At 69.9% G+C, this 26,339-nt stretch carries 27 protein-coding genes and 1 riboswitch; of the genes, 11 read left to right on the top strand and 16 right to left on the bottom strand.

Annotated features, from left to right (window positions below; genetic code table 11):
• Positions 1-192: 192 nt before the first annotated feature.
• Genes sdhC through SCMU_RS05985 form a run of 4 tightly spaced genes read left to right on the top strand, consistent with a single transcriptional unit; the run spans position 193 to position 3,656 of the window.
• The gene (gene sdhC, locus SCMU_RS06000; RefSeq protein WP_229232121.1) at positions 193-573 is read left to right on the top strand and encodes a succinate dehydrogenase, cytochrome b556 subunit; all 381 of its coding nucleotides are present in this window, start codon (positions 193-195) and stop codon (positions 571-573) included.
• Position 574: 1 nt separating this feature from the next.
• Entirely contained in the window at positions 575-1,054 is a 480-nt protein-coding gene (locus SCMU_RS05995) for a succinate dehydrogenase hydrophobic membrane anchor subunit (protein ID WP_229232120.1), read from the top strand.
• Between the two features lie 38 nt (positions 1,055-1,092).
• Positions 1,093-2,880, top strand: coding sequence for a succinate dehydrogenase flavoprotein subunit (gene sdhA / locus SCMU_RS05990; RefSeq protein WP_229232119.1), 1,788 nt, complete (start codon positions 1,093-1,095; stop codon positions 2,878-2,880).
• Positions 2,880-3,656: a succinate dehydrogenase iron-sulfur subunit gene (locus tag SCMU_RS05985; RefSeq protein WP_229232118.1), complete on the top strand. Its 777-nt coding sequence runs from the start codon at positions 2,880-2,882 to the stop codon at positions 3,654-3,656. The genes sdhA and SCMU_RS05985 overlap by 1 nt, the downstream gene beginning before the upstream one ends.
• Before the next feature lie 73 nt (positions 3,657-3,729).
• Here SCMU_RS05985 and SCMU_RS05980 read toward each other — a convergent pair whose 3' ends face one another.
• The 9 genes from SCMU_RS05980 to SCMU_RS05940 form a co-directional block, all read right to left on the bottom strand.
• Positions 3,730-5,028 (bottom strand): YihY/virulence factor BrkB family protein, encoded by a 1,299-nt coding sequence (locus tag SCMU_RS05980; protein WP_229232117.1) that lies wholly within the window; start codon positions 5,026-5,028, stop codon positions 3,730-3,732.
• Complete coding sequence (locus SCMU_RS05975; RefSeq protein WP_229232116.1) at positions 4,967-5,572, bottom strand: 2'-5' RNA ligase family protein; 606 nt, start codon at positions 5,570-5,572, stop codon at positions 4,967-4,969. Before SCMU_RS05975 ends, SCMU_RS05980 begins: the two co-directional genes overlap by 62 nt.
• 4 nt (positions 5,573-5,576) lie before the next feature.
• Positions 5,577-6,620, bottom strand: a complete 1,044-nt coding sequence (gene trpS / locus SCMU_RS05970; RefSeq protein WP_229232115.1) for a tryptophan--tRNA ligase — start codon at positions 6,618-6,620, stop codon at positions 5,577-5,579.
• 18 nt (positions 6,621-6,638) lie between these two features.
• Positions 6,639-7,466, bottom strand: a complete 828-nt coding sequence (locus SCMU_RS05965; protein WP_274602932.1) for an exodeoxyribonuclease III — start codon at positions 7,464-7,466, stop codon at positions 6,639-6,641.
• Positions 7,467-7,475: 9 nt separating this feature from the next.
• Positions 7,476-8,015 (bottom strand): hypothetical protein, encoded by a 540-nt coding sequence (locus SCMU_RS05960; RefSeq protein WP_229232114.1) that lies wholly within the window; start codon positions 8,013-8,015, stop codon positions 7,476-7,478.
• Between the two features lie 75 nt (positions 8,016-8,090).
• A complete protein-coding gene (locus SCMU_RS05955; RefSeq protein WP_229232113.1) occupies positions 8,091-8,921 on the bottom strand; it encodes an ABC transporter permease in 831 nt (276 codons plus the stop codon).
• Positions 8,918-9,478, bottom strand: a complete 561-nt coding sequence (locus SCMU_RS21135) for an ABC transporter permease (protein WP_229232112.1) — start codon at positions 9,476-9,478, stop codon at positions 8,918-8,920. Before SCMU_RS21135 ends, SCMU_RS05955 begins: the two co-directional genes overlap by 4 nt.
• 377 nt (positions 9,479-9,855) lie before the next feature.
• A complete protein-coding gene (locus SCMU_RS05945) occupies positions 9,856-10,794 on the bottom strand; it encodes an ABC transporter ATP-binding protein (protein WP_229232111.1) in 939 nt (312 codons plus the stop codon).
• Positions 10,795-10,900: 106 nt separating this feature from the next.
• Positions 10,901-11,869 (bottom strand): LysR family transcriptional regulator, encoded by a 969-nt coding sequence (locus SCMU_RS05940; RefSeq protein WP_229232110.1) that lies wholly within the window; start codon positions 11,867-11,869, stop codon positions 10,901-10,903.
• A gap of 84 nt (positions 11,870-11,953) precedes the next feature.
• On the opposite strand from SCMU_RS05940, the gene SCMU_RS05935 reads away from it, so the two are divergent.
• Genes SCMU_RS05935 through SCMU_RS05925 form a run of 3 tightly spaced genes read left to right on the top strand, consistent with a single transcriptional unit; the run spans position 11,954 to position 14,814 of the window.
• Positions 11,954-13,159 carry a cytochrome P450 gene (locus SCMU_RS05935; RefSeq protein ID WP_229232109.1) on the top strand — a complete coding sequence of 402 codons (1,206 nt, stop codon included), beginning with the start codon at positions 11,954-11,956 and terminating at the stop codon, positions 13,157-13,159.
• A 58-nt stretch (positions 13,160-13,217) separates the two neighbouring features.
• Positions 13,218-13,541, top strand: a complete 324-nt coding sequence (locus tag SCMU_RS05930) for a 2Fe-2S iron-sulfur cluster-binding protein (RefSeq protein WP_229232108.1) — start codon at positions 13,218-13,220, stop codon at positions 13,539-13,541.
• Between the two features lies 1 nt (position 13,542).
• The gene (locus SCMU_RS05925; protein ID WP_229232107.1) at positions 13,543-14,814 is read left to right on the top strand and encodes an NAD(P)/FAD-dependent oxidoreductase; all 1,272 of its coding nucleotides are present in this window, start codon (positions 13,543-13,545) and stop codon (positions 14,812-14,814) included.
• Here SCMU_RS05925 and SCMU_RS05920 read toward each other — a convergent pair.
• On the bottom strand, positions 14,784-15,791 hold the full coding sequence (locus SCMU_RS05920; protein WP_443020223.1) for a LysR substrate-binding domain-containing protein: 1,008 nt from the start codon (positions 15,789-15,791) through the stop codon (positions 14,784-14,786). The two genes, SCMU_RS05925 and SCMU_RS05920, sit on opposite strands and share 31 nt — an antisense overlap.
• A 153-nt stretch (positions 15,792-15,944) precedes the next feature.
• Here SCMU_RS05920 and SCMU_RS05915 point away from each other — a divergent pair, with 153 nt between their 5' ends.
• Positions 15,945-17,321 (top strand): MFS transporter, encoded by a 1,377-nt coding sequence (locus SCMU_RS05915; protein ID WP_229232105.1) that lies wholly within the window; start codon positions 15,945-15,947, stop codon positions 17,319-17,321.
• Positions 17,322-17,488: 167 nt separating this feature from the next.
• Here SCMU_RS05915 and SCMU_RS05910 read toward each other — a convergent pair whose 3' ends face one another.
• From SCMU_RS05910 to glyA, 5 genes are all read right to left on the bottom strand, one after another.
• Positions 17,489-17,830 carry an SHOCT domain-containing protein gene (locus tag SCMU_RS05910; protein WP_229232104.1) on the bottom strand — a complete coding sequence of 114 codons (342 nt, stop codon included), beginning with the start codon at positions 17,828-17,830 and terminating at the stop codon, positions 17,489-17,491.
• A 127-nt stretch (positions 17,831-17,957) separates the two neighbouring features.
• Positions 17,958-18,629, bottom strand: coding sequence for a response regulator (locus tag SCMU_RS05905; protein WP_229232103.1), 672 nt, complete (start codon positions 18,627-18,629; stop codon positions 17,958-17,960).
• Positions 18,626-19,786: a sensor histidine kinase gene (locus tag SCMU_RS05900; RefSeq protein WP_229232102.1), complete on the bottom strand. Its 1,161-nt coding sequence runs from the start codon at positions 19,784-19,786 to the stop codon at positions 18,626-18,628. Before SCMU_RS05900 ends, SCMU_RS05905 begins: the two co-directional genes overlap by 4 nt.
• A 242-nt stretch (positions 19,787-20,028) precedes the next feature.
• A complete protein-coding gene (locus SCMU_RS05895; RefSeq protein ID WP_229232101.1) occupies positions 20,029-20,934 on the bottom strand; it encodes a bifunctional methylenetetrahydrofolate dehydrogenase/methenyltetrahydrofolate cyclohydrolase in 906 nt (301 codons plus the stop codon).
• Positions 20,935-20,942: 8 nt separating this feature from the next.
• Positions 20,943-22,244, bottom strand: a complete 1,302-nt coding sequence (glyA, locus tag SCMU_RS05890; RefSeq protein WP_443020222.1) for a serine hydroxymethyltransferase — start codon at positions 22,242-22,244, stop codon at positions 20,943-20,945.
• Positions 22,245-22,342: 98 nt separating this feature from the next.
• Positions 22,343-22,429: riboswitch (ZMP/ZTP riboswitch) on the bottom strand.
• An 84-nt stretch (positions 22,430-22,513) separates the two neighbouring features.
• Between glyA and SCMU_RS05885 the strand changes: the two genes are divergently transcribed.
• Both SCMU_RS05885 and purU read left to right on the top strand, forming a co-directional pair.
• A complete protein-coding gene (locus tag SCMU_RS05885) occupies positions 22,514-23,614 on the top strand; it encodes an NAD(P)-binding domain-containing protein (RefSeq protein ID WP_229232100.1) in 1,101 nt (366 codons plus the stop codon).
• A gap of 33 nt (positions 23,615-23,647) precedes the next feature.
• Positions 23,648-24,496 carry a formyltetrahydrofolate deformylase gene (purU, locus tag SCMU_RS05880; RefSeq protein ID WP_229232099.1) on the top strand — a complete coding sequence of 283 codons (849 nt, stop codon included), beginning with the start codon at positions 23,648-23,650 and terminating at the stop codon, positions 24,494-24,496.
• Between the two features lie 19 nt (positions 24,497-24,515).
• Here purU and SCMU_RS05875 read toward each other — a convergent pair whose 3' ends face one another.
• Positions 24,516-25,037: a gamma carbonic anhydrase family protein gene (locus SCMU_RS05875; protein ID WP_229232098.1), complete on the bottom strand. Its 522-nt coding sequence runs from the start codon at positions 25,035-25,037 to the stop codon at positions 24,516-24,518.
• Between the two features lie 94 nt (positions 25,038-25,131).
• Here SCMU_RS05875 and SCMU_RS05870 point away from each other — a divergent pair, with 94 nt between their 5' ends.
• Positions 25,132-26,325, top strand: a complete 1,194-nt coding sequence (locus tag SCMU_RS05870) for an ROK family transcriptional regulator (protein WP_229232097.1) — start codon at positions 25,132-25,134, stop codon at positions 26,323-26,325.
• Positions 26,326-26,339 lie beyond the last annotated feature (14 nt).

Below are 26,339 nucleotides of genomic sequence, written 5' to 3'. Positions count from 1 at the left end.
TGCACTGTGAGAATCACCACGTTCGGTGCACCGCCTCGAAAAGCGAATTGAGTAAGCTGTGGGCGAAGTCTAGATTTAGTCTGGAGCTCGACTAGTGAGCGCGCCCTGCAGCACGGCAGGGCCACTCCGCACCGGTTGCCCCCACCGCATGGGCCCCATGCGGGCACCGGTGCCCGCAGGGAGGTTTATTCAGTGCCGACAAAACCAGCTGGCACCCTATACCGCGGCCATGAAGGCATGTGGTCTTGGGTCATCCACCGGATCACCGGCGTCGTGATCTTCTTCTTCTTGTTGGTGCACGTCCTGGACACCTCATTGGTGCGAGTGTCCCCCGACGTGTACACAGCCGTCATCGGCGAGTACAAGAACCCCCTCATGGCCCTCGGCGAGACCGGCCTTGTAGCCGCCATCCTCTTCCACGCCTTCAACGGCCTCCGCGTGATCCTCGTGGACTTCTGGAAGAGCGGCCCGAAGTACCAGAAGCCGATGCTCTGGACCGTGGTCGTCATCTGGGTGATCGCCTTCGCAGGCTTCGCCATCCGCCACCTCTCACTCGCGCTGGGAGCCCACTGACATGAGCACCGAACCTGTTATCCGCGAACCCCGCAGCACGTCCGTGACCGGGCGAATCGACCCGAGCTACAAGCGCGCCGGCGGCCCCAAGGGCCAGTTCGAGATGATCGCGTGGCTCTTCATGCGCCTGTCGGGCATCGTCCTGGTCGTGCTGATCTTCGGCCACCTGACGGTGAACCTCCTCCTGGGCGAAGGCGTGCACGGCATCGACTTCGGCTTCGTGGCCGGCAAGTGGGCCAATCCGTTCTGGCAGTTCTGGGACCTCGCCATGCTCTGGCTCGCGATGCTCCACGGCACGAACGGCGTGCGCACGATCATCAACGACTACGCCGAGCGCGACTCCGTCCGCTTCTGGCTCAAGGTCGTCCTGTTCGTCGCGGCAGCGATCATCGTGATCCTCGGCACGCTCGTGATCTTCACGTTCGATCCGTGCCCGCACGGCATCACGTCCGGCCTTCCCGACTTCTGCCCCGCCGCCTAAGCAGCGTCACGACCCGCAAGAGAAAAGAGCATCAAAGCATGCAGGTCCACAAATATGATGTGGTGATCGTCGGCGCCGGTGGCGCCGGCATGCGCGCAGCGATCGAGTCCGGCCAGCGGGCGCGCACCGCGGTGCTGACCAAGCTGTACCCGACCCGTTCGCACACGGGCGCCGCCCAGGGCGGCATGTGCGCGGCCCTCGCCAATGTCGAGGAAGACAACTGGGAGTGGCACACGTTCGACACGGTCAAGGGCGGCGACTACCTCGTCGACCAGGACGCCGCGGAGGTCATGGCCAAGGAGGCCATCGACGCGGTCCTCGACCTCGAGAAGATGGGCCTGCCGTTCAACCGCACCCCTGAGGGCCGGATCGACCAGCGCCGCTTCGGCGGGCACACCCGCGACCACGGCAAGGCGCCGGTCCGCCGCGCGTGCTACGCCGCCGACCGCACCGGACACATGATCCTCCAGACGCTGTACCAGAACTGCGTCAAGCACAACGTCGAGTTCTACAACGAGTACTACGTGCTCGACCTGCTCGTCGTCGAGGAGGACGCGACCCGCGAGGACGGCACCGCCTACAAGCAGAAGCGCGTGGCAGGCGTCGTGAGCTACGACCTCGCCTCCGGTGAGCTGCACGTGTTCCAGGCCAAGGCCGTGGTCTTCGCGACCGGCGGTGCGGGCAAGGTCTTCAAGACCACGTCGAACGCGCACACCCTCACGGGCGACGGCATGGGCATCGCGTTCCGCCGCGGCATCCCGCTCGAGGACATGGAGTTCATCCAGTTCCACCCGACCGGCCTCGCCGGCCTCGGCATCCTCCTCTCGGAGGCGGCACGTGGCGAGGGCGCGATCCTGCGCAACTCGGAAGGCGAGCGCTTCATGGAGCGCTACGCGCCGACCATCAAGGACCTCGCGCCGCGCGACATCGTGGCCCGCTCGATGGCCAACGAGGTCCGCGAGGGCCGCGGCTGCGGCCCGAACAAGGACTACGTGCTGCTCGACCTGACGCACCTCGAGCCGGCGCACATCGACGCCAAGCTCCCGGACATCACCGAGTTCGCGCGCACGTACCTCGGCGTCGAGCCCTACACCGAGCCGGTTCCGGTGTTCCCGACCTGCCACTACGTCATGGGCGGCGTGCCTACGAACATCAAGGGCGAGGTCCTCCAGGACAATGACACGGTCATCCCCGGCCTGTACGCCGCGGGCGAGGTCGCGTGCGTGTCCGTGCACGGCTCGAACCGCCTCGGCACCAACTCGCTTCTGGACATCAACGTGTTCGGCAAGCGCTCCGGCATCAACGCCGCCGAGTACTCCCAGACGGCCGAGTTCGTGGACCTCCCCGAGAACGCGGCGGCGGACACGGCCGCTCTGCTCGATGCCGTCCGCAACGCCTCCGGCACGGAGCGGATCGCCTCGATCCGCGCCGACCTGCAGGAGACCATGGACGCGAACATGCAGGTGTTCCGCACCAGGGACTCGATTGCCCAGGCCCTCGCCGACATCGAGACCCTCCGGGCGCGGTACAAGAACATCAGCATCCAGGACAAGGGCAAGCGCTTCAACCTCGACCTGCTCGAGGCCGTGGAGCTCGGCTTCCTCCTGGACCTCGCCGAGGTCATGACCGTCGCCGCCCTGCACCGCAAGGAGTCCCGCGGCGGGCACTACCGCGAGGACTTCCCCGACCGCGACGACGCCAACTGGATGAAGCACACGATGCTGTACAAGGACGCCGCCGCCGAGACCGAGGGCATCAAGGGCATCCGCTTCGGCACGAAGCCCGTGGTCTTCACCCGTTACGAGCCGATGGAGCGTAAGTACTGATGTCAACTGTAGAGCCCGCATCGAAGGTCGAGCTGCCCGCGAGCGTGGGCGGCGGGGGCGAGATCCCCACGTTCGACGTCACGCTCCGGGTGCGCCGGTACGATCCCGAGATCTCGGATGAGCACCGCTGGGACGAGTTCAAGCTCACGATGTACGGCACGGACCGTGTGCTGGACGCGCTGCACAAGGTCAAGTGGGAGATGGACGGCTCGCTGTCGTTCCGCCGCTCGTGCGCGCACGGCGTGTGCGGCTCGGATGCCATGCGCATCAACGGCCGCAACCGCCTCGCGTGCAAGACCCTCCTGAAGGACCTCGACACGTCCAAGCCGATCACGGTCGAGCCCATCAAGGCGCTCCCGGTCGAGAAGGACCTGATCGTGGACATGGAGCCGTTCTTCCAGTCCTACCGCGAGATCATGCCGTTCCTCATCTCGAAGGGCCACGAGCCCACGAAGGAGCGCATCCAGTCTCCCGAGGACCGCGCCCGGTTCGACGACACGACCAAGTGCATCCTGTGCGCCGCGTGCACGTCCTCCTGCCCGGTGTTCTGGACGGACGGGCAGTACTTCGGCCCGGCCGCGATCGTCAACGCGCACCGCTTCATCTTCGATTCGCGTGACGACGCCGGGGACATGCGCCTCGAGATCCTCAACGACAAGGAGGGCGTGTGGCGCTGCCGCACCACCTTCAACTGCACCGAGGCGTGCCCGCGTGGCATCCAGGTCACCCAGGCGATCGCCGAGGTCAAGCAGGCCATCCTGACCCGCAAGATGTGATCCCTGCCGCAGCCTGAAGGGGCGCCGCCCGCGTGGGCGGCGCCCCTTCGCGCGTTCCCAGGCTGTCCTCGGGCTAACCGCCCGCTGGCGCCCTGTCCTTGCCCGGACGCAGCCACCCGAGCCAACCGAGGGGACCCAACGCACGACGGCGCCCCTCCCCCGCCGGCGGCCGCGCGCCGTCGTGCGCGCTCACCCCAGCGGGCTGGGACAGGCGGTCGGGCCGGGAGCCATTGGGGTGCATTCCGTTGGCGTGCGCCCCATTGGTGCGGGTCAGGGCCGCGGACGGCCGGTGGCGGGGATGGGCAGAGCCGAACGACTCGGAGCGGCGCGGGGCGGCCGCGGCGAGGTCTGCTTCCCGGATAGCGCTCCACGACGCGGACACGAGGTACACCTGGCTCACGAGGTTGAACCAGATGAGCAGGCCGATGATGATCGCGAAGGGAGCGAGGAGGGGGTTCGCGCCGGCCCGGGCGAGGAGCTGCGTGCTGAACGCCTGGAGGACCGAGGTCCCGATGCCCGCAAGCAGAACGCCCTCGTACAGGGACCGCCGGCTCAGCTTGAGGCCGCCGGCGAGCCTGAACAGGACGAGCGCGGTGACGAGGTTGAGCACGAGGGGGATGAGGAGGCCGATCAACCAGCCGACCGGGGCCACGAACGCACCGTCCATGCCCATCAGGCCCGCGAGATAGCCCACCGCCGCGGTGAACACGATGCTCACGCCCGAGGTCGCCACGAGGAGCACGCCGAGGAGCAGGAGCGTGCCGATGTCCCGAGCCTTGACGAGCACCGGGTTGGCCTTGATCGGCGGAAGTTCCACCACGCCGCGCAGCCCGTCGCGCAGGCTCGTGATCCAGCCCAGGGACGAGAACAGCGCGACGAGGAGCGCGATGATCGCCGTGACGCTCAGGCCGGTGGGATTCAGGAGGCTCTGCGGGTCGACGAGCCCGTCGCCGCCGTCGACCTTGAGCAGGCCGGGGGCCGCCTTGGCGACGCTGTGGACCACCTGGTCGACAAGGGCCGGGTTCCCCGCCAGGAACAGCGCCGCCACGGAGAATCCGGTGGTCAGGAGGCTGAAGATCGAGAAGAACATGTTGAACCCGATCCCGGCGCTCATGAGGGGCCCGTGCCGGAGGCTGTACTGGGTCCACACCCGCATGGGCCGGAAGGCCTTGAGCCTGGCCATGAGCCACATGAGAACCGCGAGGGCAACCTTGGGGAAGCCCTCCCCGCGCCGGGCCCGGCCCACGGCCTGGCGCTTGTGGATCACCTCGAGCTTGAGCCTGCCCCGCTCGGTGGGCAGTGGCTCGGTCTCATCGGTGCGGCTGCTGCTGCTTCCCCTCGCGGGGTGTGTCCCGTCGTGTGCCAAAGTCAAGCTCTTCCCTCAGCTGCCAGAACCCGTCGGCATCGTGCTCGTACAGGCCCATGCTAGCCACGGTGAAGGATTCCCTGTAGGACTTCAGGGCATTCTGCGCCGCGTCCAGCTGTTCGGGCGGCAGATCGTGCGCGACCGTGACGTGGGGGTGGTACGGGAAGGGCAGGACGCGCTCTAGCGGGCCGCGCTGGAGACGGCGGTGGAGGCGGACGCACTCGTCGAATCCCTCCGCCACGTTGACGAAGACCACCGGGGAGACCGGGCGGAACGTGCCCGTGCCGCGCAGGCTCACCCGGAACGGGCTCGTCGCGGCGGCAACGGAGCGCACATGCTCCGTAGTGGCGTCCCAGTCCTTGGTCTCGGTGGTCGTGACGAGGGTGATGTGGGCGGGGATCGACTCCGCCATCCGGTCGCCGAAGGACTCCCGCCAGGTGCGCAGTTCCTCGGCGACCCGGTCGGGGAAGCTGAGGATCACGCCGACGAGCGGGCTGCCGGGAGGGATCCCCGGCCCGCCGTCGAGTGGTCCGTCATCGAGGAGCGGCATGGCCTCAGCCGAGGGTCGCTGCCGCCGGGGCCAGTGCGGGCAGGAAACCCACGCGCGCGTAGACCTCCGCGAGCGTCTGGGCGGCGATCTCGCGGGCCTTCGTGGCACCGCGCGCGAGGAGGCGGTCCAGCTCGGCCGGGTCCTCGAGCAGTTCCTCGGTGCGCGCCTTGATCGGGGCCACGGCGTCCACGACGATCTGCGCGACGTCCGCCTTGAGGTGCCCGTACATCTTCCCCTCGTAGGAGGCGACGAGCTCGTCGAGGTCCTGGCCGGTGATCGTCGAGATGATCGTCAGGAGGTTGGAGACGCCCGGCTTCGCCTCGCGGTCGAACCGGACCACCGTCTCGGTGTCGGTCACGGCGGACTTGATCTTCTTGGCCGTGGCCTTCGGATCGTCGAGGAGGTTGATCAGCCCGTTGGGCGATTCCGCGGACTTGGACATCTTCGCGGTCGGGTTCTGCAGGTCGTAGATCTTCGCCGAAGTCTTCGGGATGAGCGCCTCGGGCACGGGGAAGACGTCCCCGAACCGGGTGTTGAAGCGGTGGGCGAGGGTGCGGGCGAGCTCGAGGTGCTGGCGCTGGTCCTCGCCCACAGGCACGCCGTAGGGCTTGTACAGGAGGATGTCCGCGGCCATGAGCATCGGGTACATGAACAGCCCGGCGCTGGCGGCGTCCTGGCCGTGGCGCGCGGACTTGTCCTTGAACTGCGTCATGCGCGCGGCCTCGCCGAATCCCGTGAGGCACGTGAGCACCCACGCGAGCTGGGCGTGCTCGGGAACGTGGGACTGCACGAACAGCGTCGACTTCTCGACATCGATTCCGCCGGCGATGTACTGCGCCGCCGTGAGGCGCGTGCGGTGGAGCAGCTCGGCCGGGTCGTGGGGAACGGTGATGGCGTGCAGATCGGGGATGAAGTAGAAGCAGTCGTACTCATCCTGCTGAGCGACCCAGTTCACGAGAGCGCCGAGGTAGTTGCCCAAGTGGAGGGAGTCGCCCGAGGGCTGCATGCCCGAGAGGAGGCGCTGGCGGGCCGGGGTGGTAGACGTCATGGGTAGGTTCTTCCGGGGCTAGAGCTGGTAGTCGATGACGAGGGGTGCGTGGTCGGACCATCGGGTGTCCCAAGCGGACGCGCGGTCCACGACGGCGCTGCGGGCACTCGAGGCGAGGGCCGGCGTCGCCATCTGGTAGTCGATCCGCCAGCCGGCGTCGTTGTCGAACGCCTTGCCCCGCTGTGACCACCACGTGTAGGGCCCGTCGACCTGGCCGGCGAGCTCGCGATGGACGTCCTTCCAGCCGATCTCCTCACCGAAGAACCGGTCGAAGTACGCGCGCTCTTCCGGCAGGAAGCCTGCGCGCTTCTGGTTCGCCTTCCAGTTGCGGATGTCGAGCGGGGTGTGGCCCACGTTGAGGTCGCCGACCACGAGCGCATAGTCCGAGGCCTCCGCGAGCTCGGGGAGCCGCTTGAGCATGACGTCGAGGAAGCGGTACTTGTCCTCCTGCTTGGGCGTCCCCGCTTCTCCGGAGTGCACATAGGCGCTCACCACCGTGAGCTGCCGCCCGCCGTCGAGCGCGTAGTCCGCCTCGACCCAGCGGCCCGCGGTCGCGAAATAGTCGTCGCCGATCCCGATGCGCGTCTCGGTGGGCGCCTCGCGTGAGGCGATCGCGACGCCAGCGCGGCCCTTCGCGTCCGCCTCCGCGTGGAGGACGTGCCACCCTTCGAAGTACTCGTGCACGATCGGGTCCGGGGCACGGACCTCCTGCAGGCACAGGATGTCCAGCTCCCGAGGCTCGAGCCACTCCTGCATGCCCTTGCGCCACGCGGCGCGGAGGCCGTTGACGTTGACCGTGCCGATACGGAGTGCACTGCCCTTCGGGGCGGCTTCGGGGGAAGTCACCTAGCCACTCTACCCCTCGTCGACGACCGTCCCGGTGACAGGTGTCTGGTCGTCGGGACGGAGCATCTCGCGGGCGTTCGCGGCAGTGATCTGGATGGTCTCGAGGGCTCGTGCCACCTGCTCGTCGTCCCTGCCGAGGTTGTCTCGGACCACCCGCTCCTGGACCTGGATGATCTTGAAGGAGTGGTCGAGCTTGAGGTCGCGGACGTCGTCGACCGAGCGGGCCTCGCTCACCGCAGCGCCGCCGGCATTCGCCACAGACGGCGCGCGGCCGCCCAGCCGCTCTGCCGCGCGCTCGAACCGCTCCTGGGCCTTGCGGCCCGCGGTGCGGACGGTCATGAAGACGAACAGCGCGAAGACGAGCCAGCCGAAGGAGATGATGGCAACGATCCAGCCGATCACCTCGTTCCGGTTGGCGGCGAAGATCACTGCCACGAGGAACGCGAGCACGAGGACCGAGAGGCCGAGCGCGCCGATCCTGATCCCGCCGCGGCGGGGCCGGGGCGCGGCGTCGGGCTGGGACGGGTTCTGGTGGCCGAGACTCTGCATGGTGTCCATTCTCCCAGACCCGTCGGGGCCGAACGCCCGCGCGCACGCCCGCCGGGATCGGGCCCCATGGCGCGCTCAGCGGAGGAAGAGGGCCCTCAGCCGCCGGGTCGTGAAGGACACGCCCACGAGGATCATCGCCAGATAGTACAGAAGGTGCACCCACGTGGCCGGGGTGAACACCCCAATGCTGATCTGCCGCATGAGCTCGACGCCATGCCACAGCGGGAACGCCTGGACGATCCACTGCACGGGCTCGGGGTAGACGGAGAGCGGGTAGAAGGTCGCGGAGAACAGGAACATGGGCAGCATGAAGAACGTGATCATGTCCATCTGCTGGAACGTCTTCATATAGCTCGTGATCGCCATGCCGAACGAGGCGAATCCGAATGCGACCATCACGGAGGCCGGCACGAGCAGGAGCGCCCACGGCGTGGTGATGAGGCCCATGATGCCCATGACCCCGGTGAACCCGAGCGCGTAGAGGAACCCGCGGAAGAGCGCCATGAAGATCTCGCCGATGGCGATGTCCAGCGGTCCGAGGGACGTGTACAGCATGCCCTGGTAGAGCTTGCCGAAGTGCATCTTGAAGAACACGTTCCACGTCGAGTCGTAGATCGCGCCGTTCATCGCGGACACCGCGAGCAGGGCGGGGGCGATGTAGGCGGCGTAGGAGATCTGCGCGCCGCCGGGCCCCTCGACGGCGCCTACGAGGCTCCCGAGCCCGATCCCCATGGAGAAGAGGTAGAACACGGGCTCGAAGAACCCGGAGAGGAGGATGATCCAGTTCTGGCTCTTGATGACCCGGAATCCGCGCCCGATCACCGCGCGCGCGTTGCCGGCGTACAGTGCTCCGAGCGGCCGGCTGCTGGGGCGGAGCGCGTAGTCGTCATCGGTCAGGACGCTCACTTGCCCATCCTCTTCGTGTAGTTCCGCCGCGCCCACCAGATCCCCACCATGCCGAGGGCCACGAGGTACAGCACGTGCACGGCCACGAGCCACGCGGGCTCTTCGAGCCCGTAGGAGACGATCCGTCCGAGCTGGTTGCCGTGCCAGAGGGGGGAGATCCAGCCGATCCACTGCATGCCCACGGGCATGGTCTCGAGCGGGTAGAACGTGCCGGAGAACAGGAACAGCGGCATGACGATGAAGCGCTGGATCATCGAGAACTGGAAGTTCTCCTTCTCGATGTGCGCCGAGTACGCCATGAGCGGTGCGCCGAACGCCATCCCGGCGAGCACGCCGAGGGGCACGAGCATCCAGGCCCAGGGCCCGGGTGCGGCCCCGAACACGAGCATGATGAGGAAGAACACGAGGCTCTGCACGAGCAGCCGCGCGCCCACGGCCATGAGGTGCCCGGCCGCGAGCTGGCCCGGCACGAGTGGGGTGACGTGGGGCCCGTAGTAGGTGCGGCGCCACTTGAAGCCGTCCATGACTGGGAACATCATCTCGTTCGCGCTGGTCATGACGGCACTCGAGACGAGCAGCGCCGGCGCCGCGAACGCGAGGTACCCCGCCGCCGGCCCCGCTGGCCGCCCGGTGCCCGGACGTGCTCGGTCGACGTCGCGCCGCCCACGCCTGGAGGTAGGGCGGTGCCAGCTCGTGACGACGGACGCATGCGCTGACGCACGGTGCGACGGCTCGGCGACGCGCGCCCCACGCCCATGGAAAGAGGTACAGGAGCGGGTTGCCCACGCTCGTGACGACGATGGTGACCAGGTACGCGCGCATCGAGCGGAGCATGTGCTCGGCGAAGTAGAAGGAACCCCAGCGGCGTGCCTTCGCCGCGGACACCTCGGGAGTGTGCGCGGCAAGCCGACTCGGCGGGCTCGTCTGGGCGGCGTCAGTCAACGAGAGACCGTCCGGTCAGCCGCAGGAAGACGTCCTCGAGCGAGGCGCGCCGCACGAGCGAGGTGATCGGGTGGAGCCCGCGGGAGCGGATCTGCTCGAGCGCGTCCTCGCCGTCGTCGGTGTAGACGAGCACGCGGTCCGGGAGCGCCTCGACCCGCTCGCCCACGCCGTCGAGCTGGCCCACGACGGCGGCATTCCGCTCCGCGCCGAACCGCACCTCGAGCACCTCCCGGCTGGAGTGCTCCCGGATCAGGGCCGCGGGCGAGCCCTCGGCCATGATGCGGCCCTTGTCCACGACGATGAGCCGGTCGCACAGCTGCTCGGCCTCGTCCATGTAGTGGGTGGTGAGGACCAGGGTGACGCCCTGCTCCTTGAGTCGGAAGAGCCGGTCCCACAGCACGTGCCGGGCCTGGGGGTCCAGACCCGTGGTGGGCTCGTCGAGGAGGAGGATCTTCGGCTCGTTGACGAGCGAGCGGGCGATCGTGAGGCGCCGCTTCATGCCGCCGGAGAGCGAGTCGACCTTGGCGTCGGCCTTGTCCCCGAGCTGCGCGAACGCGAGCAGCTCGTCCGCGCGCTGGCGCAGGTAGCCCATGGGCAGGCCGAAGTAGCGCCCGTAGACGATGAGGTTGTCGCGGACGCGGAGCTCCTCGTCGAGGTTGTCCTGCTGCGGCACAACCCCGAGGTGGGCCCTGACCTCGGGGCCCTGCTTCTCGGGGTCCAGACCCATGATCTCGAGCCTGCCGGACGTGCGCTGGGTGACACCGCCGATCATCCGCATGGTGGTGGACTTGCCGGCGCCGTTCGGCCCGAGGAGCCCGAAGGACTCCCCGGCGGGGACGTCGAAGCTGATGCCGTCCACGGCGTTGAAGTCGCCATAGGTCTTGACGAGCTCGGAAGCGGAGATGACGGTCCTGCGGGCTGCCTCATTCACGGCTGTCCCCCCGGCAGGTGCTGAAGCGAACTGTGACACAGCTTGCACCCTAGTACGGGCCTCCAACTTCCGCAACGAATCTTTCACAACGGGATGACAACTCTCGTTAATTCACGGTGCGGGCGCGGTGAAGCGCCCCTTCCGCGATGAACTCCATGAGCGCCCGCGCACGGCGCGTGGGCCGCACCGCCGCGTTCCACGCCATGACGACGCGCACCGGCGCGGGCGTGGGCGTGATCTCGACCGGGACCACGGGCAGCCCCTCGTACGTCTCGTCGCGTGCGGGCCGCTGCACGAGGAGGGCGTAGCCGAGCCCGCGCCCCACGAGGGACCGGGTGAGCTCGAAGTCCGTGGTCCGGTACCGGATCTTCGGGGCGACTCCGGCGGCCCGGAAGACCGCGAGCGTGTGCTCGCCGCTGGGATAGAGATCGAGGAAGACCAGCGGGTCGTCCGCGAGCGCCTCGAGGGCCACTCGTCGCTCCCCCGCGAGCGGGTGGTCCGCAGCGAGCAGGGCGTACACGCTGGTCTCGAAGATCGTGCGGGCCTCGAGGCCCAGCGGAAGGTTCATGTCGTACAGGAGGGCCGCGTCGAGCTCGCCGGCGAGGAGCCGCTGCTCAAGGGGCTCCTGCTGGTCTGCGACGAAGTCGAGGACCACCTCAGGGTGTGCGTGGCCGAACCCTTGGAGGATGGGCGGGATCAGCGTGACGGCAAGCGTCGAGTAGCAGCCCAGGGCGAGCGGCCCGCGGACGACCGCGCCGGCGTCGAGCGCCGAGAGTTCGAGGTCCGCGGCGTCCGCGAGGAGGCCGCGGGCATGCTCGCGGACATAGGAACCCGCCGGGGTGAGGACCACGCCGTGTGCGCGCCGGCGCACGAGCAGCTGCGCGCCGAGGGCCCTCTCGAGGTCGCTCAGCGCAGCGCCCACGGCGGTCTGCGTGACGTGCAGCCGCTGCGCCGCGCCGCTGATCGAGCCGGCGTCCGCGACAGCCAGGAGGTAGCCGAGCTGCTTGAGGGTGAAGCGGTTCGGGATGCGCACGACGGCGCCGTCCTCCTCGTCAGGTCGACTCGCCTCGGCCACCGCCCTACCTCTCTAAGAGAACTTGCTATTGATAGATGTTTTTTGAACTTTACCTGAAGATATGACTCGCGCCACACTCGATCCATGACTTCCACTCCTGCCGCTGCACCCGTCACTGCGCCCGTCGCTGCACCTGTCGCTGACTACGTCCGCATCGAGGACCTGTACGCCGACCCCTACCCCATCTACCAGCGCCTCCGGGCGGAGTCCCCGGTCGCGTGGGTCCCGGCGGTGGGCCGGTACATGGTCACGAGCTTCGAGGCCTGCCACCGCATCGAGCAGGACGCCCAGACGTTCTCCGCGGACGAGGAGGGCTCGCTCATGAAGCGCTCCATGGGACATTCGATGCTGCGCAAGGACGATCCCGAGCATCAGGTGGACCGCGCCGCCTATGGCCCCGTGCTGCGCCCCAAGGCCATCAAGGAGACGTGGACCTCCGTGTTCGAGAAGAACGCGGACAGGTACATCGCCGAGTTCAAGGCGCAGGGCCCGGGTGCCGACCTGCACCTCGGGTTCGCTGCACCGTTCGCCGCCGAGAACCTGCGCGACATCATGGGCTTCCGCAATGCGACCCAGGAGGACATGCAGCGCTGGAGCCAGACCCTCATCGACGGCACCGGCAACTATGCCGAGGATCCGGAGGTTTGGGCTAGGGCCGCCGCCTCGAGCGCCCAGGTCGACGCAGCGATCGACGAGCTCATCCCGGCGCTCAGGGCCGAGCCGGACGCGACGCTGCTCTCCGCCGTGGTCAATGCGGGCCTCCCGCTCGAGGCGATCCGCGCCAACATGAAGATGACGATCGGCGGCGGCCTCAACGAACCGCGCGACGTCATCGGCACGGCCGTGTGGGCCCTCCTGTCACACCGCGACCAGCTCGACCAGGTCCTCGCCGACCCGAGCCTGTGGGCCGCGGCCTTCGAGGAGGCCGTCCGCTGGGTCGCCCCGATCGGCATGTACCCGCGCCAGACCACGCGCGAGGTGGAGATCGGCGGAGTGACGCTTCCCGCCGGCGCACGGCTCGGCGTGAACGTCGGCGCAGCGAACCGGGACCCCGCCCAGTTCGAGGACCCCGAGGCGTACAACCTCAACCGCGAGAAGAGGCCGCACCTCGCGTTCGGCGGCGGGGCCCACTTCTGCGCCGGCACATGGGTGGCCCGCACCTCGGTGGCCCAGGTGGCCCTGCCGAGGCTCTTCGAGGCCCTGCCCAACCTGCGCCTCTCGGAGCGCCCCGCCCGCGAGGGCGGCTGGGTGTTCCGCGGCATGCTCGAGCTCCCGGTCGACTGGGACTGACCACGCCCCAGCGAAGCACCCCGCCCATCTCCGCCCCACGACCACGAAGGAAGACCCCATGCCCACCATCACCTACGTCCAGCCCAGCGGCGCCGAGACCGTGCTGACCGTCGATCCCACCACCTCAGTCATGCGCGCCGCCGTGACGGCGGGCGTCCCGGGTATCGTCGGCGAGTGCGGCGGCCAGGCCATGTGCGCCACATGCCACGTCCTGGTCCGCCCGGAGTACCTCGACGGCCTCCCCGAGATCAGCGAGGACGAGGACGAAATGCTGGACTGCACCGCCAGCCCGCGCGACGGGACGCGCAGCCGCCTCGGCTGCCAGATCACGTGCGGCGGCAGCGACGCGCTCGTGGTCGACGTCCCGAACGGGCAGGTGTGACGTGCTGACGGAATCGGACCACGTCGTGGTCGTGGGCGCGGGACACGCCGGCGTCCAGCTCGTCGACTCGCTCCGCACCGGCGGATTCCCCGGCCCCATCACACTCCTCTCGCGCGAGTCCGAGCTGCCGTACCAGCGCCCGCCGCTCTCGAAGGACTTCATCTCGGCGGCCGACGACGCCCAGCCCCTCCCGCTGCGCGGCGAGCGGTTCTTCGAGGACTCCGGCATCCGCGCCCTCTGGGGCGTCTCCGCCGCCGAGGTCGACCGGGCCGCGCAAGAGATCGTCACCAGCACGGGCGAGCGGATCGGCTATACGGCGCTCGTACTGGCCACCGGTGCGGACAACCGCTCGCTCGGCGTGGAGGGCGAAGACCTCGGCGGCGTCGTGTCCCTGCGCACCCTCGCCGATGCGCGGGCCGCGAGGGCGGCGCTCGACGGCGCACGGCACGCCGTAGTGGTCGGCGCCGGGTTCGTCGGGCTCGAGTTCGCGGCCGGCGCGCGGACACTGGGTGTGGACGTCACGGTCGTGGCCCCCACTGACCGGCCCCTGCGCCGCTCCGTGTCCCCGGCCGTCTCGGCGTTCCTCGCCCGGAGGCACACGCTCGACGGCCTGCGGCTCGAGCTCGGCACGGGCGTCGCCGCCCTCCGCGGCGAGCACGGCCGGGTGACCGCTGTGGTGACCACCGACGGCCGCGAGCTTCCCGCGGACGTCGTGGTGGTGGGCGTCGGCGTCTCCCCCGCCACCGCGCTCGCGGCGGCAGCGGGACTCGCCGTGGACGCGGAGACCGGCGGGGTGACGGTCGACGGCGCCCTGCGCACCTCGGACCCCCACATCTTCGCCATCGGCGACTGCGCGAGCTTCCCGAGCACGCACGCGGGCCGGACCATCCGGCTCGAGTCCGTGCAGAACGCGACCGACCACGCGCGGCACCTCGCCTCCGCGCTGCTCGGCGAGGATCCCGGCGAGTACCGGGAGCTGCCGTGGTTCTGGAGCCATCAGGGACCCACGAAGGTCCAGATCGCCGGCCTCCGACGCCCGGGCGCGCACTGCGTGGTCCGCGGCGACCAGGGGTCGGGGAAGTTCTCGGTCTTCTCGTTCGACGGCGCGCACGAGGGCGCGGCGCTGCTCGCCGTCGAGAGCGTCAACAGCCCCGCGGACCACATGGCCGCGCGCCGGATCCTCGGCGCCGGCAGGCCGCTCTCGCCCGAGGACCTGGCCGACCCGTCCTTCGACGTGAAGGCCTACTCGCGGGCGGTGCCGGTCACCGCATGAGTCCGCCCGCCCGCGGGAGCCGGCCCAGCGCCGTCGTGCGTCTCCCTGCTGCGCTCTGCGTCCTGCGCTGCGCGCCCGTAGCAGCCGAGCTTCTCGACCGCGTAGTCCAGGAGGGCGGCGGCGCGCGGCGTGAGGGCCATGTCCTCGGGCCAGATGCCCACGACGTGGGCACGAGTCGCAGGCGGATCGAGGCGGCGCACCGCAACGGGCCGGCCCTCGAGGCTCACCGGGAGCACGTTGGGGCGGGACATGAGCAGGCCGTACCCCACGCCGCGGCCCACGAGCGCCTCGACGAGGATGATCTGCGGGACCCGGGCCGCGATCCTGGGCTCGAGCCCGCGCGCGGCGAACGCCTCGACCGTGTTGAGCGTGCTCGGGCTCGCCTCGTAGTGGATGAGAGGCTCGTCGGCGAGGTCGGCAAGGTCCACGGTGCTGCGGGCCGCGAGCGGGTGGTCCGGATGCAGGTGGGCCTCGAGCTCGGTCGCATAGATCTCGCGGCGGCTGTACCCGACCGGCAGGAACATGTCGTACATGATCGCCACGTCGAGGCGGCCGGACTCGAGCGCGGGGAGCAGGTCGTCGTTCGTGCCCACCGTGATCTCGAGGTCCACTCCCGGATGCCGCCGCGGGAAGCCCTCGAGGAGCTCGGGCACCACGCTCGTGGCGAAGCTGGCGAAGCAGCCCAGCTTCACGGGGCCGCGCAGCTCCTCGCCCCGGCGCGCGTCCAGGACGAGCTCCCGCGTGTCCGAGAGGATCCGGCGCGCCTGCACCGCGAAGTGCTGGCCCGCGGGCGTCAGCGCCAGGCCCCGCGCCTTGCGGCGTACGCACAGCTGCTCCCCCACGCTCCTCTCGAGCCCCGTGATGGCCTGGGAGAGCGCGGACTCCGAGATGTGGAGGTGGACCGCGGCCGCACTGAGCGTCTCGAAGTCCGGCAGGGCAGCGAACAGCTCGAGCTGCCTGAGCGTCACATCCGCCATCGTCACCACCTCACAGAGAAGGACCGCAGGAGTCAAGGATCAGCTTCTTAAGTACAACAGAACTTTATTCGCATATCTCTGATGTTTACATGTGGAAGTGCTGTGGCTCACCATAGAGTCACCGCTCCACCCAGCACCCCTCAAGGACAGGCAATGACCTCATCCAGCGCCGCCAACGCGTCGACGCAGCGACGCGTCGCCTTCGCGACGATCATCGGTACCACGATCGAGTGGTACGACTTCTTCATCTACGCTACGGGCGCCGGGCTCGTCTTCGCCCAGCTGTTCTTCAAGCCGGCCGGCGAGGACATCGGCCTCCTCCTCTCCTTCGCCACGGTCGGCATCTCGTTCCTGTTCCGCCCGCTCGGCGCATTCCTCGCCGGGCACTTCGGCGACGTGATCGGGCGCAGGGCCATGCTCGTCATCACGCTCATCCTCATGGGCGCGGCCACGACGCTCATCGGTGTCCTGCCCACATTCGCCCAGGTCGGCATCGCCGCCCCGATCCTCCTTCTCCTGCTCCGCATCCTCCAGGGCGTCTCGGCCGGCGGCGAGTGGGGCGGCGCGGTCCTCATGGCGGTCGAGCACGCCCCGGCGGACCGCCGCGGCCGGGCCGGCGCGTTCCCGCAGCTCGGTGTGCCCCTGGGCATGCTCCTCGCCTCGGGCGTCATGGCCATCATGACCGGCCTCGTCTCCCCCGGCCAGGCGTTCCTCGACTGGGGCTGGCGGGTGCCGTTCCTGCTCAGCGTCGTGCTCATCGGAGTCGGCTACATGGTGCGCCGCTCCGTCGAGGAGAGCCCCGTGTTCGCCGAGATCGCCGAGCGCGGCCAGCAGACCAAGGTCCCGATCGTCGCCCTTTTCCGCAAGCACTGGCACCTCGTGATCCTCGCCGCCCTCGTCTTCGTGGGCAACAACGCGGCAGGCTACATGACCACCGGCGGCTTCCTCCAGGGCTACGCGACCGGCAAGCTCAAGATGGATCCCACCACGGTGCTCCTGGCCGTGACCGTCGCTGCGGCGGTGTGGTTCTTCTCGACCCTCACCGCCGGCTACCTGGCAGACAGGATCGGCCGGCGGAACACGTACCTCATCGGCTTCTCCATCCAGCTGATCATGGTGTTCGTCGTGTTCTTCTTCGTGAACCAGGGAACGGTAGCCGGGCTCTACACGGGCCTCGTGCTCTTCTCGGTCGGCCTCGGCCTGACCTACGGCCCCCAGGCCGCGTGGTACTCGGAGATCTTCCCAGCCTCCGTCCGCTTCTCCGGCGTGTCGATCTCCTACGCCATCGGCGCGATCCTCGGCGGCGCATTCGCACCGACCATCGCCCAGGCCCTCCTGCAGGCCACCGGCTCTACGGTCTCGATCTCGGTCTACCTGCTGATTGCGACCCTCGTGTCCATCGCCGCCGTCCTGATGCTGCGCGACCGCCCCGGCATTCCGCTCGGCCCGGACCACGAGGCCGAGCAGGCCAGCGGCGCCACGATGTTCGCCCAGAACCGCACCTCGGAGGCGGCGGCCGCCCAGGCCTAGCCCCGCGCCCGTCTGGGAGTCACCTCCTGGGAGTCAGGTCCTGAGAGTCACCTCGCGCGACCCTCGGGACCTGACTGCTTTCTCTCGTGCCTGACTCTCAAGAGCTGGCCCCTCGGAGATGACTCCCGGAAGCTGACCCCCAGGTCAGCGGGGCAGCCGGTGGCACTTCAGGCCTGGTAGTAAGGTCCCGGCTCGGCGCCGCGGAGGACCTCGAGCCGCTGGCGGTACTCGGTCTCATCGATGTCCCCGCGGGCGTAGCGCTCACGGAGGATCTCCTCCGCGGCCGCCGGGCCGTTCGGGACCGCCCCCGAGTATCCACGGCCGGGGCCGAAGCGGCCCGTGTCCGCCCCCTGCCCGCGCCGGCCCCACCAGAAGCGGCGGCCCACGGCGAAGAAGAGGGCCAGGGCGAGGATCCAGAACAACGGGAAGATGAGGAACCACGGGAACCAGGGCCCAGCCCAGTGGATGGTCGGGTCTGCGGCGGTTGTGGCGTCGAGTACGGTGAGCATGGCGATCTCCTCGGGACTGCGTCGGCTGGCCTTCAGCCGCTGATTCCAGTCTTCCCAGCTGGCACTGCTCCCGCGTCGGCCCCCGGGAGTCACTTGCCCGGGGCCGGCTACTCCGCTCGGAGCAGGCTCAGCCGAGCCAGCCCGGCCGCACGAGCCCGGACTCGTACGCGAGCACCACCAGCTGGGCCCGGTCGCGTAGCCCGAGCTTGGTCATGGCCCGCGAGACGTGGGTCTTCGCCGTGAGCGGCGTGATGAACAGCCGCGCCGCGATCTCCGCGTTGTTCAGACCCTGCCCGACGAGCGCGAGGACCTCGCGCTCCCGTTCGGTGAGCAGCCCGCCGTCGGCCGTCGGCGACGGCGCCCCCGCGGGCCCCTTCTCGGCCGCGAGCCGAGCGAGCAGCCGGCGGGTGACGGACGGCGACAGCATCGCGTCGCCGTCGTGCACGGCACGCACGGCCCGGAGGAGGTCCGCCGGCTCCGTGTCCTTGACGAGGAAGCCGCTCGCTCCAGCGCGGATCGCGCCGGTGACGTACTCGTCAAGCTCGAACGTGGTGAGGATGACCACCCTCAGTCCCTCCGGGTGAGCGGACAGGATCGTCTGGGTGGCCTCGAGGCCGTCGCCACCGGGCATCCGGATGTCCATGAGCACGACGTCGGGCGCGAGCCTCGCCGCCAGGGCCACCGCTTCCGCTCCGGTCCCGGCCTCGCCCACAACCTCCATGTCCGGCTCGGCGTCGAGGAGCGCGCGGAAGCCGGCACGGATGAGGGCCTGGTCGTCGACCACGAGGATGCGGATCACCGGGCGGCCCCGTCCTGTCCCTCCGGCAGTTCCGCCCGCACCCGCAGCCCGCCGTCGTCCGTGAGGGCGAGCGTCCCTCCGAGCGATTCGACGCGTTCGCGCATGCCGGTGAGCCCCGCCCCGGGGGCGGACCCGCGGAGCCCGGAGCCGTCGTCGTGCACGTCCACGACAACGCGGCCGCCCTCGCGCGCGATCCTCACCTCGACGCGGCGGGCGCCCGCGTGGCGCACCGCGTTGGTGAGCGCCTCCTGGACCACTCGGTGAACCACCCGCTGGATGGCGGGCGACGGCGGCGGGTCGAGCCGTGCGTCGAGGGCCACGGCGAGCCCGGTCCCCCGCGCATCCTCGATGAGCCCCGGGATGCGGCCGAGCGGGTCCTCGGGGGTGACGGGGGCATCCTGGCGGAGGACGCCGAGGAGCTCGCGCACCTCGCCCAGGGCCTCGTGGCTCGCATGCTTGATGGCCTCGAGCGCGGGCACGAGTTCCTCGGGCTTCCTCTCGGCCAGGTGCAGGGCCACGCTCGCGCGGACGTTGATGAGGGAGAGTGAGTGGGCCACGATGTCGTGGATGTCGCGGGCGAGTTCGAGGCGTTCCTGGTCCCGCACCTCGCGGCGGTGTGACTCCCATTCGCGACGGCGCGCGGCGATGCGCTCCCGACGCACGCGGAGCCCCTCGCCGATCAGGAGCACGACGGCGATCCAGGCCGCCACCGCCCCCGCCCTGAGCCAGTCCCCGCCGGGCAGAGCCCAGACCGCGGCCGCGACGGCCATCGCACCGCCCGCGCCCCAGCCCCAGCGGCGCGCGCCCGCCGCCGTAGCGACCACGAGCGCGAACACGGGCGAGGCGAGCACGGGACCCCACGGGTAGCCGAGCGCGAAGTACACGAGGGTGACGCCCACGACCGCGGCCGCCGCCGGCCCGGGCCTGCGGGGAACCGCGAGCAGGAGCGCGGGCCCGGCGACGAGGAGTGTCGCAGCGAGGGCGTCGAGGGGGCGCGCCTCGGGCTGGCGGAACGCCGCGCCGTGCGTGCCGAGAACCTGGATCAGGGCGAGGAAGACGACGGCCGCGACTCGGAGGGGCCACGGCGGTCGGCGCCCAGCCCATCTGGGGCGCACCGCCCACCCGGGGCGCGTCCACACCTCAGGCGACCCACGCATGAGGCGAGCCTACGCGCGCGGCCCGCCCCGCGTCGTCGTCCGGGTGCGGCACACCCGCAGCCGCCGCCTACTCCGGCGGGAGTACGCGCCCACGAACCCCATGCTGGAAGTCACCTCCTGAGGGTCACGTCCCGAGGGTCAACACCCACGGGACGTGACCTCCGGAACGTGACCTTCAGAGTCCGACCCACAGGAGGTGACTCCCAGGAGGTGACTCCCAGGAGGTGACTCCCAGACGGGGGTCAGGCGAGGCCGGCGGCCCGCTCCGCGGCCTCGACCACGTTGGTCATGAGCAGAGCCACGGTCATGGGGCCCACGCCGCCCGGGTTCGGGGACATATAGCCGGCCACGTCCGCGACCCCGGGGTGGACATCTCCATACACCGTGGACTTGCCCGTCGCGGGGTCGTTCTCGCGGGTCACACCCACGTCCAGGACGGCCGCACCCGGCTTGACGTCCTCGGGCCTGACGATGTGCTTCACGCCCGCACCGGAGACGATCACGTCCGCCTGGCGCAGGTACTGGCCCATGTCCTGCGTGCCGGTGTGGACGATCGTCACCGTCGCGTTGATCTCGCGGCGCGTGAGCAGGAGCGGCATCGGCCGCCCGATCGTCACCCCGCGGCCCACCACGACGACGTGCTTGCCTTTGAGGTCGTAGTCGTTGCGCAGCAGGAGCTCGATGACCCCGCGGGGGGTGCAGGGCAGCGGCGTGTCGATCTTGCCGTTGACGTTGAGCACCAGGCGGCCGAGGTTGGTCGGGTGGAGCCCGTCCGCATCCTTCGCCGGGTCGATCCGCTCGAGCACCGCGTCGGTATCGATGTGCTTGGGCAGCGGCAGCTGGACGATGTACCCGTGGCAGGACGGGTCCGCATTGAGCTCGTCGATGAGGGCCTCGACCTGCTCCTGCGTGGAATCGGCCGGCAGCTCCTTCTGGATCGAGTTCATCCCGATCGCCTTGGACTGCTTGTGCTTCATGCCCACGTACAGCTGCGAGGCCGGATCCGCCCCGACGAGCACCGTGGCGATCCCCGGCGTCACGCCCTGGGCCTTGAGCGCAGCGATCCGCTCGGCCAGCTCGGCCTTGATGTCCGCCGAGGCCTTCTTGCCGTCGAGGACGACGGCCTTGTGGGAGGTCTGCTGCGTCATGGGGGCGCTCACCACTCCTCGTGGCCGGGGTAGAGGGGGAAGTCTGCGGCCAGCTTGTCCACCCTGGCGCGGAGGCTGTCGAGGTCCGCACCGGATGCTCCGCCCTTGAGCGCGGTCGCGATGATATCCGCGACTTCGGTGAACTCAGCCGCGCCGAAGCCGCGCGTGGCGAGCGCGGGGGTGCCAATGCGCAGGCCCGAGGTGACCATCGGCGGCCGCGGGTCGAAGGGAACCGCGTTGCGGTTCACGGTGATGCCGACCTCGTGGAGGAGGTCCTCGGCCTGCTGGCCGTCCAGCGCGGAGTTGCGCAGGTCCACGAGCACGAGGTGCACGTCGGTGCCGCCGGTGAGGACCGAGACGCCGGCGTCCGCGACGTCCTTCTCGGTGAGGCGCTCGGCGATGATCCTGGCGCCCTCGAGGACCCGCTGCTGCCTCTCCTTGAACTCCTCGGACCCGGCGATCTTGAACGCCACGGCCTTCGCCGCAATGACGTGCATGAGCGGGCCGCCCTGCTGGCCCGGGAACACGTTGGAGTTGATCTTCTTGCCGAACTCCTCCTTGGCCAGGATCACGCCGGAGCGCGGGCCCGCAAGGGTCTTGTGCACGGTGGAGGTCACGACGTGCGAGTGGGGCACGGGGCTCGGGTGGAGGCCCGCGGCCACGAGCCCGGCGAAGTGGGCCATGTCGGTCCACAGGAGGGCGCCGACCTCGTCCGCGATGGAGCGGAACGCCGCGAAGTCGAGGTGCCGCGGGTAGGCGGACCAGCCGGCGATGATCACCTGCGGCCGCTCGGCGAGGGCCTGCTGGCGCAGCTTGTCCATGTCGACCCGGAACGAGTCCTCCTCGACCTGGTACGCGGCGACCTGGTAGAGCTTGCCGGAGAAGTTGAGCTTCATGCCGTGCGTGAGGTGGCCGCCATGGGCGAGCGAGAGGCCCAGGATCTTGTCGCCCGGGTTGATCATGGCCGAGAGGGCGGCGGCGTTGGCCTGCGCGCCGGAGTGCGGCTGGACGTTGGCGAACTCGGCGCCGAAGAGCGCCTTGACGCGGTCGATCGCGAGGCTCTCGGCGACGTCCACGTACTCGCAGCCGCCGTAGTAGCGCTTGCCAGGGTAGCCCTCGGCGTACTTGTTGGTCAGGACCGAGCCCTGTGCCTCCATAACGGCGCGGGGGGCGAAGTTCTCCGAGGCGATCATCTCGAGGGTGTTGCGCTGGCGGCCGAGCTCCTGCTCGAGCACGGCTGCGATCTCGGGGTCGACCTCCTGAAGCGGGAGGTTGCTGACGGCGGACACGGTAGGAGTGGTGGGGCTCACGGGGTCTCCTGGTTCACTGGCGGGGGCTACTGGTCAGGCTACCGGCCCCGGGGCTGCCGCCGGAACAGCATGGCGGAGCATGAAGGCACGGCTTCTCGGCCCCCGGCCCAGGCGTACGATCCGCGGTGTCCCATGTGTGCCGCTCCCCGGTGGTGACCCACCCAACGCCAGTCGCGACCCGCCCAGTCTACCCCGGACGGGAACAAGGCGCGCCGTACCGGCGTTCCCCCAGCAGAAGTAATTGACTCGTCAAGGAAAGGGGTCGCAGGATGGCAGTCCTCAAGGCCCTAGTCATCGGCGCCGGGCAAGCCGGGCTGAGCGCTGCGTACTGGCTCGCCCAGCGCGGCCTGACGCCATGGGAGGACTTCGTGGTCCTCGACGCGAACGGCGGACCGGGCGGCGCGTGGCGCCACCGCTGGGACTCCCTCACGTTCGATTCCGCGCACCACCTCCACTCGCTGCCGGGCCTCCCGCTCGAGGTTCCGGACCCGCACGAGCCCGCGTCTGCCGTCGTGCGCCGCTACTACGGCGAGTTCGAGCGGAGGTTCGCGCTGCCGATCGTGCGACCGGCGAAGGTCGCCGCGGTGGAGCGGACGCACGACGGCGCCGCGCTCCTCGTGCGCGCCGCTGACGGCCGCTCGTGGCCGGCTGACACTGTGATCTCTGCGACCGGAACGTGGGACAGCCCCTACTGGCCGCACTATCCGGGGCGCGAGACGTTCCGGGGCCGGCAGCTGCACACGCGTGACTTCGTCGCCGCCGAGGAGTTCGCCGGCAAACGCATCCTCGTGATGGGCGGCGGGACGAGCGCCCTTCAGTTCCTCCTCCAGCTCGACGCGGCAGGTGCCCACACGTTCTGGTCCACGCGACGGCCGCCCCAGTGGACCGAGGCCCCGTTCGACGCCGACTGGGGCGTCGACGTCGAGCGCCGGGTCAACGATCGCACCCGCGCGGGGCTCCCGCCACTCTCCGTCTCGGCCGCGACGGGCCTGCCTCTCACCGAGCAGTACCTCGCAGGGATGCACTCCGGCGTGCTCGTCTCGCGCGGGCCGCTCGAACGGATCACTCCCACTGGGGCGATCCTGGCCGACGGCACGGGGCTCGAGCTGGACGCGATCCTGTGGGCCACCGGCTTCCGCGCCTCCCTCGGGCACCTCGCGCCCCTGCACGTCCGCGAGCCCGGCGGCGGGGTGCTCATGGGGCGGGACGGGGTCACCGTGGTGCGCGAGCCGCGGCTGTTCCTGGTCGGCTATGGGGCGTCGGCCTCGACCGTGGGGGCCACCCGCGCCGGGCGTGCCGCCGCGGTTGCCGCGACCCGGCAACTGCGGCGGGGGCCCGTGCGCGCGGAGGCGGCCGGCGTCGTGCGCTGAGGGCCGCGCCGGGCGCTCGGTAGGCTAGGGCGCGTGGACCGCAACACCTTCATCGTGACCCTTTCCTGCCCCGACCGGCCCGGGATCGTGCACGCCGTCTCCGGTGCGCTGCTCGAGGCAGGCTGCAACATCGCCGAGTCACGGCAGTACGAGAGCCCGGACACGGGCACGTTCTTCATGCGCGTGGAAGTCGAGACCGAGTCCCCGCGCTCCGCCCTCGAGGCCACGCTCGCGCCCGTCGCAGAGGCGTTCTCGATGAAGCTCGGCCTGTTCGACGGCGGGCGGCCCGTCCGCACGCTCATCATGTGCTCCAAGGACGGCCGCACGCTCAACGACCTCCTGTTCCAGCAGCGCACCGGCACGCTGCCCATCGAGGTCCCGGTGGTCGTCTCGAACCACACCGATCTCGCGCCGATGGCGGAGTTCTACGGCGTGCCGTTCGTGCACCTCCCCGTCACCGCCGCGACGAAGGCGGCTGCCGAGGCGCGCCTCCTCGAGCTCGTCGCCGAACACGAGGTGGAGCTCGTGGTGCTCGCGCGGTACATGCAGGTCCTGTCCGACGACCTCTGCCGCGCCCTCGAGGGCCGGGCCATCAACATCCACCACTCTTTCCTGCCCTCGTTCAAGGGCGCCAAGCCCTACCACCAGGCGCACGCACGCGGCGTGAAGATCATTGGCGCCACCGCGCACTATGTGACCGCCGCGCTCGACGAGGGGCCCATCATCGAGCAGGAGGTCATCCGGGTGGACCACTCCAAGACGGCCGACCAGCTCGTGCGGCTGGGCCGCGACGTCGAGGGGCGCACGCTGTGCCGGGCCGTCCAGTGGCACGCCGAGCACCGGGTCCTGCTGGACGGACACCGGACGGTCGTCTTCGCCTAGCACCGAGGTCGGGCCGGGGTCAGTGGCCGTTGACCTGGCGGTGGGCCCGGGCCAGGTCGACGTAGTGCGAGGCGTTGCGGTACAGGCCTTTGACCTCGTCCTCCGTCAATTCGCGTCGCACCTTCGCCGGGACCCCCGCCACAAGGGACCGCGGCGGCACCTCAGTGCCCTCGAGCACCACGGCGCCGGCGGCCACGAGTGACTCGGAGCCGATCACGGCGCCGTTCATGATGGTCGCGCTCATGCCGACCAGGACGTTGTCCCCCACCGTGCAGCCGTGCACGACGGCGTTGTGCCCCACCGATACTCCGGCGCCCACGGTGCAGGGGAAGCCGGCATCGGCATGGAGGACCACGTTGTCCTGCAGATTGCTGCCGGCACCGACAGTGATCGTGGCGGTGTCCGCCCGGACGGAGACCCCGTAGAACGCGCTCGAGTGCTCCGCGAGGTGCGCGTCGCCAATGATGGACGCGGTCGGGGCCACGAACGCGCTGGGATGGATATCCGGGGTGCTCCCCCCGAAGTCGATGACAGGGCTCATGCGCCAAGACTAGTAGCCGAGCAGAGTGGTGGCGATGAAGCCATCTTGTGTTCATTTCTTGACGACAAGCTCCGCTGAGGGGAAGCTGTACATCATGGTCTCCACCCTGCGCTCGAGGACGAGCGGCGCCGGCAATCCGGGCTCACAATCCGCGCTGCGCAAGCTCAATGAACAGCGGCTCGTCGAGGCCCTCATGGCGGGGCCGGCCACCCAGGCCGAGCTATCCCGACAGACCGGCCTCTCCACGGCCACCGTCTCGAACATCGTCAAAGTCCTCCAGGACGCCAACGTGGTCGCGACCGAGCCGACCACGAGCTCGGGAAGGCGAGCGCTGAGCGTCCGGCTCAACAGCAACTCGGCCGTTGCCGTCGGCATAGACTTCGGCCGCCGGCACCTGCGCGTCGTCCTGGCCAACCTCGCGTACGAGGTGCTTGCCGAGGAGAGCATGAGCCTGCCCCTCGGCCACCAGGCCGACGTCAGCATCGCCGCAGCGGTCGAGGTGCTCGACCGGCTGCTCCAGCAGACCGGCACTCGCCGCGAGCACATCGTGGGCGTCGGCGCGGGGATCCCGGGCCCGATCGACCACCGAACAGGCACCGTGGTCCAGGGCGCCATCCTGCCGGAATGGGTCGGATTCCACATCCTCGCGCGCCTCGAGGACCGGCTCGGACTTCCCGTCTTCGTGGACAACGACGCCAATCTCGGCGCACTCAGCGAGGTCACCTGGGGACCGCACAACGGCATCGAGAACCTCATGTTCGTCAAGATCGGCTCGGGCATCGGGGCGGGCCTGATCCTCAACGGCGCGCTGTTCTACGGCCACGTGGGTGTTACCGGCGAGATCGGCCACGCGACCATCGACGAACACGGCCCGGTATGCCGCTGCGGCAACCGGGGCTGCCTCGAGACGGTCGCCTCGACCACCACCATGTCAGAGCTCCTGAGCCCCCGGGAGCCCGCTCCCCTGACGCCGGACGAGATCGTCCGGCGGGCGCTGACAGGCTCCGCGCCGGTCCTGCGTGTGCTCGACGACGCGGGGCTGGCTGTGGGGCGGGCGCTGGGCGGCGTTGCCAACCTCATCAACCCCGAGGTGATCGTGATCGGCGGCCCGCTGGCCGACCTCGGGGAACTGCTCCTCGCACCGATCCGGCGCGGGCTCCTGCGCCACGCAGTCCCGGTGATCGGCGAGACCACCACCGTGGCCATGTCCGCCCTCGGGGCGCGGGCGGAGGTCCTCGGGGCCGCGGCGCTCGTGTTCCAGAACGCTGATATATCGCACCACGCCTGATCGTCTTGCGTTAA

Source organism: Sinomonas cyclohexanicum (assembly GCF_020886775.1).
GTDB classification, from domain to species: Bacteria; Actinomycetota; Actinomycetes; order Actinomycetales; family Micrococcaceae; genus Sinomonas; species Sinomonas cyclohexanicum.
Note: the sequence above shows the minus strand (reverse complement) of the source record. Positions and strands in the feature narration are given on the sequence as shown.

Coding starts and splice junctions, on each gene's coding strand:
- SCMU_RS05995 (WP_229232120.1), top strand. CDS start 575: ATGAGCACCGAACCTGTTATCCGCGAACCCCGCAGCACGTCCGTGACC.
- sdhA (WP_229232119.1), top strand. CDS start 1,093: ATGCAGGTCCACAAATATGATGTGGTGATCGTCGGCGCCGGTGGCGCC.
- SCMU_RS05985 (WP_229232118.1), top strand. CDS start 2,880: ATGTCAACTGTAGAGCCCGCATCGAAGGTCGAGCTGCCCGCGAGCGTG.
- SCMU_RS05975 (WP_229232116.1), bottom strand. CDS start 5,572: ATGCCGCTCCTCGATGACGGACCACTCGACGGCGGGCCGGGGATCCCT.
- trpS (WP_229232115.1), bottom strand. CDS start 6,620: ATGACGTCTACCACCCCGGCCCGCCAGCGCCTCCTCTCGGGCATGCAG.
- SCMU_RS05960 (WP_229232114.1), bottom strand. CDS start 8,015: ATGCAGAGTCTCGGCCACCAGAACCCGTCCCAGCCCGACGCCGCGCCC.
- SCMU_RS21135 (WP_229232112.1), bottom strand. CDS start 9,478: ATGACCAGCGCGAACGAGATGATGTTCCCAGTCATGGACGGCTTCAAG.
- SCMU_RS05935 (WP_229232109.1), top strand. CDS start 11,954: ATGACTTCCACTCCTGCCGCTGCACCCGTCACTGCGCCCGTCGCTGCA.
- SCMU_RS05930 (WP_229232108.1), top strand. CDS start 13,218: ATGCCCACCATCACCTACGTCCAGCCCAGCGGCGCCGAGACCGTGCTG.
- SCMU_RS05920 (WP_443020223.1), bottom strand. CDS start 15,791: ATGGCGGATGTGACGCTCAGGCAGCTCGAGCTGTTCGCTGCCCTGCCG.
- SCMU_RS05915 (WP_229232105.1), top strand. CDS start 15,945: ATGACCTCATCCAGCGCCGCCAACGCGTCGACGCAGCGACGCGTCGCC.
- SCMU_RS05910 (WP_229232104.1), bottom strand. CDS start 17,830: ATGCTCACCGTACTCGACGCCACAACCGCCGCAGACCCGACCATCCAC.
- SCMU_RS05900 (WP_229232102.1), bottom strand. CDS start 19,786: ATGCGTGGGTCGCCTGAGGTGTGGACGCGCCCCGGGTGGGCGGTGCGC.
- SCMU_RS05895 (WP_229232101.1), bottom strand. CDS start 20,934: ATGACGCAGCAGACCTCCCACAAGGCCGTCGTCCTCGACGGCAAGAAG.
- SCMU_RS05885 (WP_229232100.1), top strand. CDS start 22,514: ATGGCAGTCCTCAAGGCCCTAGTCATCGGCGCCGGGCAAGCCGGGCTG.
- SCMU_RS05875 (WP_229232098.1), bottom strand. CDS start 25,037: ATGAGCCCTGTCATCGACTTCGGGGGGAGCACCCCGGATATCCATCCC.
- SCMU_RS05870 (WP_229232097.1), top strand. CDS start 25,132: ATGGTCTCCACCCTGCGCTCGAGGACGAGCGGCGCCGGCAATCCGGGC.